The sequence below is a fragment of the Mechercharimyces mesophilus genome (genome assembly GCF_059818345.1).
In genome coordinates, this window is the sequence record NZ_JCBAPH010000003.1 from 152,432 (window position 1) to 164,900 (window position 12,469).

General features: G+C 45.1%; 12 protein-coding genes and 2 riboswitches. Of the genes, 7 read left to right on the plus strand and 5 right to left on the minus strand.

Annotated elements, in window-relative coordinates:
* Positions 1–104: 104 nt before the first annotated feature.
* Together AC6RGY_RS10555 and AC6RGY_RS10560 are read left to right on the plus strand one after the other, a co-directional pair.
* A complete protein-coding gene (locus tag AC6RGY_RS10555) occupies positions 105–899 on the plus strand; it encodes a DUF2797 domain-containing protein (protein ID WP_499862768.1) in 795 nt (264 codons plus the stop codon).
* A gap of 6 nt (positions 900–905) precedes the next feature.
* Positions 906–1,511, plus strand: coding sequence for a pentapeptide repeat-containing protein (locus AC6RGY_RS10560; RefSeq protein ID WP_499862771.1), 606 nt, complete (start codon positions 906–908; stop codon positions 1,509–1,511).
* Between the two features lie 227 nt (positions 1,512–1,738).
* Here AC6RGY_RS10560 and AC6RGY_RS10565 read toward each other — a convergent pair whose 3' ends face one another.
* Positions 1,739–2,605, minus strand: coding sequence for an alpha/beta hydrolase family protein (locus AC6RGY_RS10565; RefSeq protein ID WP_499862773.1), 867 nt, complete (start codon positions 2,603–2,605; stop codon positions 1,739–1,741).
* 152 nt (positions 2,606–2,757) lie between these two features.
* Positions 2,758–2,951: riboswitch (cobalamin riboswitch) on the plus strand.
* Between the two features lie 268 nt (positions 2,952–3,219).
* Between AC6RGY_RS10565 and AC6RGY_RS10570 the strand changes: the two genes are divergently transcribed.
* From AC6RGY_RS10570 to AC6RGY_RS10590, 5 genes are all read left to right on the plus strand, one after another.
* The gene (locus tag AC6RGY_RS10570; protein ID WP_499862775.1) at positions 3,220–4,179 is read left to right on the plus strand and encodes an ABC transporter substrate-binding protein; all 960 of its coding nucleotides are present in this window, start codon (positions 3,220–3,222) and stop codon (positions 4,177–4,179) included.
* Complete coding sequence (locus AC6RGY_RS10575) at positions 4,148–5,227, plus strand: FecCD family ABC transporter permease (RefSeq protein ID WP_499862777.1); 1,080 nt, start codon at positions 4,148–4,150, stop codon at positions 5,225–5,227. Before AC6RGY_RS10570 ends, AC6RGY_RS10575 begins: the two co-directional genes overlap by 32 nt.
* A gap of 76 nt (positions 5,228–5,303) precedes the next feature.
* A complete protein-coding gene (locus AC6RGY_RS10580; protein WP_499862781.1) occupies positions 5,304–6,089 on the plus strand; it encodes a heme ABC transporter ATP-binding protein in 786 nt (261 codons plus the stop codon).
* A gap of 230 nt (positions 6,090–6,319) precedes the next feature.
* Complete coding sequence (locus tag AC6RGY_RS10585; RefSeq protein ID WP_499862783.1) at positions 6,320–6,877, plus strand: cob(I)yrinic acid a,c-diamide adenosyltransferase; 558 nt, start codon at positions 6,320–6,322, stop codon at positions 6,875–6,877.
* A 51-nt stretch (positions 6,878–6,928) separates the two neighbouring features.
* On the plus strand, positions 6,929–7,297 hold the full coding sequence (locus AC6RGY_RS10590; RefSeq protein ID WP_499862785.1) for an arsenate reductase family protein: 369 nt from the start codon (positions 6,929–6,931) through the stop codon (positions 7,295–7,297).
* A 115-nt stretch (positions 7,298–7,412) separates the two neighbouring features.
* Here AC6RGY_RS10590 and AC6RGY_RS10595 read toward each other — a convergent pair whose 3' ends face one another.
* The 4 genes from AC6RGY_RS10595 to ribB all read right to left on the minus strand — a co-directional run bounded on the left by AC6RGY_RS10595 (position 7,413) and on the right by ribB (position 11,976).
* Positions 7,413–8,489 carry a MerR family transcriptional regulator gene (locus AC6RGY_RS10595; protein WP_499863120.1) on the minus strand — a complete coding sequence of 359 codons (1,077 nt, stop codon included), beginning with the start codon at positions 8,487–8,489 and terminating at the stop codon, positions 7,413–7,415.
* Between the two features lie 302 nt (positions 8,490–8,791).
* Positions 8,792–9,163, minus strand: coding sequence for a BlaI/MecI/CopY family transcriptional regulator (locus AC6RGY_RS10600; RefSeq protein WP_499862787.1), 372 nt, complete (start codon positions 9,161–9,163; stop codon positions 8,792–8,794).
* 34 nt (positions 9,164–9,197) lie between these two features.
* Positions 9,198–11,081 carry a M56 family metallopeptidase gene (locus AC6RGY_RS10605; protein ID WP_499862789.1) on the minus strand — a complete coding sequence of 628 codons (1,884 nt, stop codon included), beginning with the start codon at positions 11,079–11,081 and terminating at the stop codon, positions 9,198–9,200.
* A gap of 244 nt (positions 11,082–11,325) precedes the next feature.
* On the minus strand, positions 11,326–11,976 hold the full coding sequence (gene ribB, locus AC6RGY_RS10610) for a 3,4-dihydroxy-2-butanone-4-phosphate synthase (RefSeq protein ID WP_499862791.1): 651 nt from the start codon (positions 11,974–11,976) through the stop codon (positions 11,326–11,328).
* Positions 11,977–12,202: 226 nt separating this feature from the next.
* Positions 12,203–12,352, minus strand: a riboswitch (FMN riboswitch).
* Between the last annotated feature and the right edge of the window lie 117 nt (positions 12,353–12,469).

The window sequence follows — 12,469 nt, forward strand, 5'->3', positions numbered from 1 at the left end:
TAACATAGGAAACCGAGGGTTTCGTTCTTAGATACAATTGACAAGCTTTGCTCCTCCCTCCTCCTGCTTGCCCATGTTACAATACGAGAGGAGGAGGGATTGGGATGGAATGGACAGGCATGCTTCGTGCATTAGCGCATGAACCGACCGAACCGGTTACCTACTATGCTTCTGTAGGTGATGAGCAGGTTCGTTTAAATAAATGGATAGGAAATCGTATGGCTATTCACTTTTCAGGTGAGATCAACTGTATCGAATGTGGGCGTAAGATCAAAAAGACATATAATAGTGGCTATTGCTATCCATGCTTTCGTGATCTAGCGAAGAATGATCTTTGTATGGTGAAACCCCATCTCTGTCATTATCATGAAGGGACATGCCGTGACGATGCCTTTGGCGAGCATCATTGTATGCAGCCACATTATGTTTATCTGGCGCTTTCCAGTGAAGTGAAAGTAGGCATCACACGAAAAGGGAATGGCTTTCGGCGTTGGGTGGATCAAGGGGCGGTACGTGCACTTCCCATCGCAGAAGTTCCCACCCGCAAGTTAGCAGGAGAGTTGGAGGTTCATCTCACACAATATCTGAATGATAAAACCAATTGGCGTAAGATGCTAAAAAATGAAATTGCAGAGAAGGATCTGCTAGATGTTTACCAAGAGATTGTGGGAAAAATCCCGGAAACATTTACGGAATTCTTGTTAGAACCTGAGGAAGTATATGAATTTCACTACCCTCAATTGGAAGCTCCTGAAAAAATCAAATCACTTAATTTGGATAAGACTCCTACGATTGAAGGGACATTATTGGGGATTAAGGGGCAATATTTGATTTTGGATTCGGGGGTGGTTAATATTCGCAAATTCTCTGGGTATATGGTGACACTTGCTGGGGAGTGAAACTGATTGAAAAACTGGGAAGCAAGAGAAGTAGAAGGTCTAGAGGTAGATGGAGAGGATTGGATTGGAGCGAACTTACGTGACTGCCGCTTCATTGCTTGCTCTTTTCAAGGAGCGCGACTAGATGAATGGATAACGACCGCCTGCCAATTTATCAATTGCGATTTTCGAGGGGCTTATCTTAATGCTTCCTGTCATCGACGATCCAGCTTTACCAACTGTGAATTTGAAAATGCGAACCTTTTTTGTGCGGAACTGCTGGAATGTAAGCTCGTTGGTTCTAACCTAACGGGTGCCAATCTGGCAGGGCTGAAAGTAGAGGAGGGTGATTGGTCCTTTACTTCTCTACGTCATGCCGATCTGGGCAAGCAATCGCTACAAAAGGTTCGGTTAGTAGAAGCCGATCTTTATGAAGCGAACTTGGAGAAAGCGGATCTTCGAGGAGCGGATTTGACCCGTGCCCAGTTGAATAAAGTGAATATGAGAGAAGCCGACTTGCGAGGTGCGGTTGTGACGGGAGTCGATTTTACCCAGTTGGATATTCGGGGAGTGAAGATGGAGTTTGCAGAAGCTGTTGCTTTTGCTCGTTCGTATGGTGCTAAGATTGAATAGAGCGAACAAACGATAAAGAAATATTTGGAGATATAATTTTTTATAATCTGATGAAACGAAAGAAATGGAGTCGTCGTTGATAGTATTGAAAGGCTGATTGCACAAATGGTCTTTCAATACCTTTTGGATAACCAAGGATTGCCCTGATTATCCCCCTTTGTTTGAACAAAAGTCTTACCCCCTGAGTGAAAACCGGCGGCACGGAAAACCGCCGGTCTTTTTTTTGTTCACTTTTGTATTCCATTTGACGAAAGATGTTTGTTCATAAAAGAAGTGGTGGTTTCGATGGCTTGCTCAAGCAACGAGGTTGGTTCTTGAAAGGGATGAGAACAACCAAAAACATGATTGGCTCCATCAATTAGAGAGAGTTGGGCATGAGGGACGGCTTGCTGCAGGTTGATTGCGGTCGTTGCAGGGACAGAAAGATCTTCTTTTCCATGCACGATGAGCAAGGGCCGCTTATAATGGGTGAGTCGCTTCATGAGATGAAAAGAGTCTTTATTCTCTTCTAGATCTTGCAGAACTTCTTGACTGATTGGCATCTGTTGCTTGGTGCGGCTGTTATAGATGGACCCTTCTCCTTTACGCAGAATCTCTTCTTTTAACTGAGGAGAGAACAAATCTAGCTTGTTAATGCCATTCCAAGTTGCCACAGCACGGATAGGGGTATGGTCGAGCGCGTATAGAAGGGCATTGCCTCCGCCACGACTATGTCCGACTAATCCAATTTGGTCACTATCCATGTGATCGGATAAGGGGAGAGTTTGTGTACGAATGGCGTGAAGAAGCACATCTAAATCCTCTTGTTCGCGTGAGTAGGTATTGTGAGCGAATTTCTCCAATTCGGTAAAATGAAGAAAGTCCTCGCCTACTCCATTCATGGAAAAATTAAAGGTGACGACGGCAAAACCTGCTTCAGAAAAACGGTTGGCTGCATGAGGGAAGAATCCCCAATCTTTAAAACCTTTAAAGCCATGTAAGATCAATAATGTTGGGGCAGGACGCTTGGAAGCGGGGAGAAAGACATCACCGCGGATGATGCGCTTTTCTTTACCCACTGGAAGCGAAAAAGGTGTTGGCATGAATGGTGGCACAAGTTGTGCCTCCCTCCTTTCAATAGATCAACTTTCACCTCCTACTATCACGCGGGAGAGGTGTGAATGTCAAGCTTCTTTTCTTTATTGACACCTCCTAGGGGAGAAGTATAATGGAAGTGATAGGTAGCCATTTATAAGGTACCTAAAAAATTATCTGGTGGGGAACAGGTCTTTCGCGACTAGCGAAAGTGAAGAGGGAAGGCCGGTGGAAATCCGGCGCGGACCCGCCACTGTGAATGGGGAGCAAATCCGAAGGACTGACCACTGTCCTCCAAGAGGATGGGAAGGGACGGAGGCGCGATGAACCATGAGCCAGGAGACCTGCCTGTTCTCGCAAATGTTACTCTCCTTCGCGGTAAAGGAGGAACGCTAGGAACCCACAAATAATAGAAAATACTGACTGGTTTTATGAGGATTGGACAGTCTATGGTTAGACTGAGACTGAATCCTTGTGGTGGTTAACGTCAAGATTTGATGTGTAAAGGTTAACCAGCTAACCAGATCACTTCGACTTTATTGTGCGGCCCTCCCGTAAGCGAACCCTCCTTGTACCAGTAGGTACAAGGTTTTTTATCGGCTGGAAGGAGAACAATATGGGAGGAGAAAAGAAGATGAAGAATCGTTGGTGGAAGTTTCAATCGCTATTACTCGCTTTGGTGATGATATTTAGTGCCGCGGGCTGTGCCGCTGAACCCGAAGCAGAGAAACCAGAAAAAGAAAAGAGTCAGGTAGAAGAGAAGGCGGATGCAGTTACATATCCTGTAACGATCACAGGAGATGATGGAGAAGAAGTAACGATTGAAGAGGAGCCGAAGCGGATTATCTCCTTGATTCCGAGTGCGACGGAAATCGCTTTCTCCCTTGATGTGGGAGATCGTATCGTGGGTGTTACCTCGAACGATGATTACCCTGCTGAAGTGAGCGAGATTGAAAAAATAGGAGATATGGAGATCAATGCGGAGAAGGTGGTTTCACTCGAGCCGGACTTAGTATTGGCAGCCAATTTGAATGGGGAAGCGATTCAAAAACTGCGTGGATTGGATCTGACTGTACTGGTTGTTGAAGGACAAAACTTAGAAGGTGTCTATCAGTCAATTGAAAAAGTAGGAGAAGCGACCAATCAAGTGGAAGAAGCCCAGCAGGTGATCGATGGAATGAAAGCCGATGTGGAAGGGGTGAAAGAAGCTGTAGGGGATATCCCAAAGGATGAGCGGCTTCGCACCTGGTATGAAGTTTCATCGGATCTTTATACAACGGGTAATGGTACTTTTATGAATGAGCTGATCACACTGGCTGGAGGCATCAATGTGGCAGCAGAAGAGGAAGGCTGGGTGCAAGTATCGGAAGAAAAGGTAGTAGAATGGAATCCTGATGTGATTCTGTTCACCCATGGAGAGGATGCACAAGCCACTTTGAGTCAAATTTCTGACCGTGGGGGTTGGAGCGAGATTACCGCGGTAAAAGAAGAACGTATGGTTCAACTGGATGGCAACTTAGTCAGTCGCCAGGGTCCACGTATTACGAAAGGACTGTTGGAGGTTGCGAAAGCGCTTTACCCAGAAAAATTCTAAGGAAGTGAACAAGCAAAGAAAGTGGATCGGGAAGACACAGCTTTTCGTCTGGCTGATACTTCTTAGCGCTGGACTCTTATTAACCATTGGGGGTTCAATTTCTCTTGGGAGCGCTAATATTTCAATGGTAGACAGTTGGCGGACGATCGTGGGGAAAATCCCTTTCCTTTCGCTTCCAGCAAGTGATCCGACTACAGAAGCGATCATATGGCAAATTCGTTTACCACGCGTTTTGCTTGCTGGGCTTGTGGGTGCAGCCTTAGCTGGTAGTGGGGTGATCTTTCAAGGTGTCTTGCGCAATCCACTGGCAGATCCTTATATCTTAGGTGTATCATCTGGAGCTGCAGTGGGCGCGGCCATCGCCATTTTGACAGGTTGGGGAGGCATTCTGCTTGGGATATGGAATGTCCCCCTCTTTTCTTTTTTATTTGCCATGATGGCGCTCATCTTGGTATTACGACTGGCACAAGTAAAAAGTGGCATGCGCACCTCGACTCTCATTTTGGCTGGGGTGGTCATTCAGGCATTCTTCGGCTCCTTATTAACCTTTATCCTCTCACAATCGGCTGAACGGATGATGGAAATTCAATTTTGGCTGATGGGGAGCCTCGCTTTACGGGAATGGAGTCACGCGTTCGTTATTCTACCTTTCATCGTATTTGGGTTAGGGATTGCTTGGTTATTTAGTCGCGAGTTGGATTTGTTTGCTCTGGGAGAGCGCTCTGCTTATCATTTGGGAGTATCCGTGCAGAAAATTCGACTCCTCCTCTTAATCTTAGCTTCTATGGCAACTGGCGTCGCCGTTGCTGTATCCGGCACCATAGGGTTTGTAGGATTGGTGATTCCGCACATGACGCGGATGATTGTGGGCTCCAATCACCGTCTGCTGTTGCCCATTTCTGTGCTCGGGGGGGCGATCTTTCTCATATGGACGGACACATTGGCTCGATTGTTGCTGGAGCCACGCGAGCTTCCGATTGGTGTGATCACCGCCTTTATCGGTGCCCCTTTTTTTGCCTGGTTGCTAAGACGGCATAATCAAGGGTGAAAGAGGCAAGAACCCTCATATTCTATAAAGAGTAGGGTTTCTAAAATGTTTTATCGAAAGAATGGTGGGACAGGTTATGTTGGAGGCAGTGGACATTCACAAGAAAATTCATGAGAAGCCGATCTTACACGGAGTGGACCTGTCAGTGACACGCGGGGAGATGGTTGGTCTCATCGGTCCCAATGGTAGTGGAAAGACGACACTGTTGCGCATTTTAGCGGGAGAAGAGCGAGCGAGTGCGGGAGAAGTTTCTCTGATGGAGAAACCGATCGAGAAATGGTCACAGCGAGAACGTGCACAGCTGATGGCGGTTTTACCGCAGGAAGGTTTACCGAGTGTCCCTTATACCGTTGAAGAAGTGGTGACGATGGGACGCTACCCGTATCAGAGTCGCTTTGCACCACCGACTAAGGAAGACCGGTACCATGTACAGCAAGCGATGAAAGTATTGGAGATTGGACCGCTTCACCGACGTACGATCGATGAACTGAGCGGAGGAGAACGGCAACGGGTTGCTATTGCGAAAGCGATGGCACAGGAGCCTGAATTGCTTTTACTCGATGAGCCCACCACCTATTTGGATATTGGTCACCAAGTGGCAGTCATGGAACATATCCTGCGTTGGCGTCAGCAAGATCAATTAGCGGTGATCGCTGTCTTTCATGACCTTAATCTGGCCGCCCAACATTGCGATCGACTTGTTCTCATTAAAGAGGGCATCGTGGTAGGGACGGGATCGGCAGAGGAAGTGCTCATGCCTGAACTTTTAGCCGATGTATACGGTGTAAAACCACTGATCGTCTCCCATCCGCAGGATCATGTGCCACAGCTATTTCTTCCCGCGACGCGGGGGAGTGTATAGGGATAGTTCGTGCTAAAGGAAATGGGTGTGCTATTTTTAAGGAAACCGGTTGATGACTGGGTGATAAATGCTTCCTTATCGTAAGGGTGGACAAAGGCTTTCTCATACATGCTTAGAGTAAGATAGGAACGACGGATAACGAAGAGTGAGTGGGGTTAGCCACATGGATAGGTGATAGAGAGGCTTCTTTTCCACTTGCCGCAAGATCAACTTCTGAGGGGGATGAATGGATGCGGATCTATACACGTACCGGAGACGAAGGGAAAACGAGTGTCGTTGGTGGGCGCGTGCAGAAGGATGATATTCGTGTAGAAGCATATGGAACCGTGGATGAAGCCAATGCCTTCATTGGTGACGCAGTTGCTCTGATGGACAAACAGCGTTATGCGGATATGATTCGGGATTTGACGGTCATTCAGCATGAACTGTTTGATTGTGGAGGAGATCTTGCTCAAGCAGGAAGAAAGCGCGACTATCGAGTGAAGGCGGAAATGGTCAAGCGATTGGAAGAGTGGATTGATCGCTATGATCAGGAGACAGAGGAGATCCAGCGCTTTATCTTGCCAGGGGGTTGCCCTATCTCTGCGCGCCTGCATGTCGTGCGTGTGGTAGCACGTCGTGCAGAACGGCAGGTGGTGACGCTGAGTCGTGAAGAGGAGACCAATGAGGAAGTGCGTCGTTATCTGAATCGCTTATCTGATTTTTTCTTCACGGTAGCACGCGTAGCCAATAAGCGAGAAGGTCACCCTGACGTGGAGTATGAGCGAGGCAGTGATGTGTTTCGTTAATGGAGACGTACGGGTATACTAGGATTGGACAGTGGATAGGAGGGCGAGATCATGAAAACGATTGAAATGTACGAATACCCACCTTGTGGGACATGCCGCAAAGCGAAAAAATACTTAACGGAGCAAGGAATCAACTTTGAGGATCATCATATTGTGGAAAATCCTCCTTCCCGAGATCAGTTAGCGCAAATAGTGGAGAAAAGTGGACTTTCACTGAAAAAATTTTTTAACACCAGCGGCAAGAAATATCGGGAATTAGGTCTGAAGGATAAGTTGAAAGAGATGAGCGAAGAAGAACAATTGGATCTGCTTGCTTCGGATGGAATGCTCATCAAGCGTCCGATTGTGACAGATGGAGAGAAAGTGACCGTCGGGTTTAAGGAAGAAACATTTGAGCAAGTGTGGGTAGCAGAAAGTTAAGAGGAAGAATCTCTCATTATAAAGATAGAATAGTATAGAGATAAAAGAGAAGGAGGCGAGGGAGAATCCCTGGTCTTCTTCTCTTTTATCACCGTTACTGGCGGGAGGTGTAGACTCATTTTTTTGCATAAACCACATGTAAATAATCTAACAGTTGTTCAGACTCTACCTCATAGTTGTGCGATACGAGCCATTTCTCTAATAGGGAGCGGTCCGCATAATATTCATCTTCAATCTCTGCGACCCAATGCTCCTTCCCCTCTTCTTTTAAGGAGGTAAGATAGTTTTTGCGATGATCATGATCCCGAAACATGAGATCGGCAATGCAAATGCGTCCCCCAGGTTGTAACACACGGTCCATTTCGGCTAGAGCTAATCCCTTTTGCTCTTCAGTTAGATGGTGCAGAGCGTAGCTCGTTACGATGAAATGAAAACGCTGATCGAGGTAGGGAATAGCGAGGAAATTGCCCAATTTGGTTTCCATGGAAGGCCATTTTTCACGACAGATTTGGAGCATTTCCTGTGACTGATCCACTCCATTTAGAGAAATCCCTTGTTGTAGAAAGCGACCAGAAAGATTTCCGGTGCCCACTCCAATCTCTAGTCCCTCTTCTCCTGGTTGGGGGTGAATCCGTTGTACGACATGTTCAAGAACTTCTTCATAGCGTGCATGAATCGGATAAGCTTCTTTTTCTATTTCAGATTGGCGAAAATCAGCAGAAACAATATGATCGTATCGAGCAGCTAACTGATCGAAATTCCAACGGTCGATCCATGACTCCCGTTCGGTACGAGCAAGCCGTGTTGCTTGACTAAGTTGATGCAAGTCTTCTAACGATAATTGCTCTTGTTGGTGCAGTGTTTCAACCATCCGATCAATCGTATCAATCTGCTCTTTTAATTGAACAAAGGTATCAAAGAGAGCTGCCCGTTGGACTTCCAAATAATATTGAACCTCTGTCTTCCCCTGTTCTTTCTGTCCGATTGAGTTCAAGATGGGGCGAATTTGCTTAATCGATAGGCCAATCTCTCGTAAGGAGGAAATCGTCTGTAGGCGCCAGGCATCTTCTTGGGTAAAGAGGCGGTATTGGTTCTGCTCATCTTTTTCCGGTGAGATTAACCCAACTTCTTCATAGTAGCGAATGGCTCGTGTGGATAATTGTAAACGAGTGGCAAGCTCATGAATCAGCATTTTTTTCAAGGAGAGCATCCTTTCGTGATGAAGTTACCTCTATTGTAGAGGTTAACGTAACGTGAAGGTAAAGGATTATTTTTGTAGATCCTTCTAAAGAGGGCGATTTTGAGAGTTTATAAATGAAGGGGGAAGAAGTGTTAATTAAAAAAGCCTCCCTCTGCTCAGCAGGTTATGGGAGACTTAGAGGTACTTCATGTCATGTTTACTACTTTCTCTTCTAGGAATTGACCATGCTTTTGGGCAAATAAGTTAGAACCATTTCACCATTTAAATCACCTCAATCCTGGGTTTTGTGGGGGTTAGTCTTTCTTATCCTCGAGTATTCGTTTCAGCTCTTCAATATCTTCCTCGCTCAGCTTCTCATTTTTGAGGAAGTTGACGAGCATCGGTTTCAGCGCTCCTCCATACAGTCGTTGTAGAAAAGACCGATTTTCTTTCTTCAAGCAGGCTTCTCTACTTACCAAGGGATAGTAGAGATAGGTCTTTCCTTTTTGTTCAAAACTGAGAGCTTCTTTTTTTACCAAGCGACTAATTAGGCTCTTGATGGTTGTCGGTTTCCAGTCAGTATGGGAAAGTGCCTGCATCACTTCATTAGCTGTAGCGGGCGAGTGGGACCAAAAGATCTCCATCACTTCCCACTCAGCTTCTGAGATCCTGGGAGTGTTATACATAAAGTGCATCTCCTTTGAGTTTGTTTCTATTTAATCAGTTGATTTTTTCTCCATCTTTGCTATTAATAATGATCTCATAAGGTATTCCAGTGATGATATCTTTGGCTTCTTTGGTGTTGAGGAAATCCTGGACTTTCTTTTCCACTTTTCTGCCATGCTGAGCTGCTTCTGGATGGTCACTAGTAATTGAAGTCCGGATTTGGATCAGTGTGGTCTTTCCCTTTATCTTGTAGTTAGAAGCTTCAACCTTGTATTCTGAACTGTAAAGGAGCTCTTCGGAGAAAAAAGGATTTCCCATCAGATTTCTCCATTTATTCTCCAGCTTTTCTTTTTCCCTATCCAGAGGAATTAATTTGATTGAAACCTCTTCATTCACGTTACTTTCTGCAAATTCATTCTGAATAATGGCTTTTATTTGTGATTTCCTTTCTTCTGATTCATTTTTATCGATTTGCATGGTAAAGCTATTTCCATTGTAGCTGACGGATTGGGAAAAGTACCCGAGTTCATCTAGTTTAGTACGGATATTGTGGACTACATCCGAATCTTTATCATCTTCTTTTGAATGTGGTGTCTCTCTTGAAAACTCTTCTTCATTAAAGTGAGTTACTTCTATTTTATAATCATCATAGCCTTTAGATTGGAATACCTCATGTATCAACTCTTTTACTTCGTTTTCCACAGCCTTTACTTCTTCTTTCGTTCCAAACAAATTGACCTCAAATTCTTTACCTGATACTACGGATCCCACTGCTTGGACGCGGAATCCTTCTGAATCCAATTTATCCATTACCATACTACTGATATCTTTCGGATCCGAACGCTGTTGTTCACTAGATGTCAGAGCTTGTTCCGTGGGTTCTTCCTTAGTCGGTTGTGCAGTTGTTAGGGAAGCGCATCCGACAGCAATGATACAGACTAAGCCAAGAATAGACCATTTCCAAGAGCGAGGTTGAAACGACTTAATCATAAAGATTCTCCTTTTCACTTGGGATTTATTTGCGGAAAAATTGGCGATAATGGGGTTTCTCAAGGGAAGTGCGTCTCTTTCCAATAACTTGATTATGATATAGCCATATAAAGTGGCTTCCTCTCGCTTTAGATACGTAAGAGTGTTAGCATCGCAAGCTAATTCTTGATCTTCCCGCATGAGTCGATAGCTATACCAGAGGAGAGGGTTAAACCAATGGATGATGAGGACGACAGTCCACATGATATTATTAAGCACGTCTTTTCGTTTATAATGAACCAGTTCATGGAGCAATACCATCCGCAGTTCAGTGTGAGTAAAAGACTGTAACCGCTTCTGCGGTAGGAGTATCTTCGGACGGAAAACTCCATACAAAGTAGGGGATTGAATAGATGAACTGAAATTGATATGAATTTTTCGGCGAATGTTTAACTTGGATTTGCAATCGTCCAAGAGACCGATGATTTCCTGTGTTGGAGGAGAGACCTCCTGATAGATGATTTTTGAAAAACGCCTTTGTTCACGGACAAGATAGTAGGTAAGAAAAATGATTCCTATGAGCCAAATCCCCACCAATGTTAGTGTTACCCAAGGAATGTCCGTTTGTGGAACGGCCGTATTATTTTTACCATTCTTCATATCATTCGTATTGGGGATTACTAGGATTTCATCCCTGTTTACTTGATCAAGCGAGTCAGTAGAGGGAATGGGTGATTGCTCTTGTTCTATCAGAGTCGTAAAGAGATTGTATATGCTAAAAGGGGTTTCCAATGTCCATGGAACAAGTAGACGTACGAGCAAGATAAACCAGAGTAGGTAATGCCATTCTACTTTCAGTTTTTGGGGAAGTACTTTTTTCACAATAATGATCAATCCGATGAGAGGGATCGCCAAGATTGAGGTGGCTAGGACCCAACTGGCTATTTCAATGAATGCATGGATGGGCAAACTGATATTCTCCTTTCTAAGAAAATAGCATCCCAGGAGTTTAAGACTACAACTGTAATCAGTTCTTTATAAATAGACTACAGTTGTAGTCTATCATTGTCAACCCCTTTTTAAGATAAGATGATCTTAAAAAAGCAGTATAGCAAAAAGGCCCCCTATGAATGAAAGGGGCCAGCCAGTTATTCTTTCCTATGGAATGAGGAGCTTCTCTTTTGTTATTTCTTTTATCGACTGTGGTAGGCTCCTAAGCCTCCTGAGTGGCATTCCATGAAAGCAACCCATTCTCCATCCGAAAGTCTACTACATCCTGTACTGTTAATAAGATCAACTCGTGTTTTTCCGCGAAACGTTCCAGTTCGGGACGACGTGCCATCGTTCCGTCTTCATTCATGATCTCACAGATGACGGCAGCCGGTCGACAGCCTGCCAGTCGCATCAAGTCGATAGAGGCTTCTGTTTGCCCCCGTCGCTCCAGCACGCCATTTGATCGAGCTTCTAGTGGAAAGACGTGTCCAGGTCGAACGAAATCGGTGGACGTAGAGTGGACATTGACAAGCTGGCGGATCGTGTGGGCACGTTCATAAGCTGAGATGCCCGTCGTCACTCCTTCTTTGGCATCAACAGAGAGAGTGAAAGCGGTTCGTAAACTTTCTTCATTTTCCTGCACCATCTGTGGAAGACCGAGTGCATGAAGTCGCTCCTTAATCATCGGCGTACAGATGAGCCCTCGTGCGTATTGAGCAATAAAGTTAATGGCTTCCCCAGTCGCGTGCTCGGCCGCCATGACGAGGTCACCTTCATTTTCCCTACTCTGATCATCTTGAATGATGACCATCTTTCCTTGTTGGATGGCTTCTATGGCGAGCTTCATCTTGCTCACGGCTACTTGTTTCATTCAAAAATCCCCTCTCTCGATTTTTGAACCAAATGCAACCTGGAAAAAGAACATGTTCATCCCGTACCCTGATAGACAATAGCGATCATAATTTTCTCCGTCCCTTCCTCCTAAAAAGAGAGTACTTCTCCTGCTGAAGTTACCACTCTGAAAGGTGGTATACAAGGTACGAGAGAGACATGCAGAAAGAAGCACTGCCGTTATATTCTTTAAAAAAGGCAATGCTTGCACCCTTCTCCCATCCGGACTATACCGTCGGCCTTAGAGTTTCACTAAGTCAGTCGCGCTTTCTCTAGGAAACCGCGAGTCGCGGGCTTACTACCGTCGTACGGTGATCACCGCCGGTCGGGAATTTCACCCTGCCCCGAAGGTTGATTTGAGTTCGCTTTGAGTATAACAAAGAAGGAGAATAGAGGAAAGATTCTCCTATATATCGAATGAAGTCTTACAATTCTTGCAAGAGAAGTTTATAACATAAGATAAAGGGGGTAGG

Coding starts and splice junctions, on each gene's coding strand:
- ribB (WP_499862791.1), bottom strand. CDS start 11,976: ATGAAACAAGTAGCCGTGAGCAAGATGAAGCTCGCCATAGAAGCCATC.
- AC6RGY_RS10585 (WP_499862783.1), top strand. CDS start 6,320: ATGCGGATCTATACACGTACCGGAGACGAAGGGAAAACGAGTGTCGTT.
- AC6RGY_RS10555 (WP_499862768.1), top strand. CDS start 105: ATGGAATGGACAGGCATGCTTCGTGCATTAGCGCATGAACCGACCGAA.
- AC6RGY_RS10580 (WP_499862781.1), top strand. CDS start 5,304: ATGTTGGAGGCAGTGGACATTCACAAGAAAATTCATGAGAAGCCGATC.
- AC6RGY_RS10570 (WP_499862775.1), top strand. CDS start 3,220: ATGAAGAATCGTTGGTGGAAGTTTCAATCGCTATTACTCGCTTTGGTG.
- AC6RGY_RS10595 (WP_499863120.1), bottom strand. CDS start 8,489: ATGCTGATTCATGAGCTTGCCACTCGTTTACAATTATCCACACGAGCC.
- AC6RGY_RS10590 (WP_499862785.1), top strand. CDS start 6,929: ATGAAAACGATTGAAATGTACGAATACCCACCTTGTGGGACATGCCGC.
- AC6RGY_RS10600 (WP_499862787.1), bottom strand. CDS start 9,163: ATGTATAACACTCCCAGGATCTCAGAAGCTGAGTGGGAAGTGATGGAG.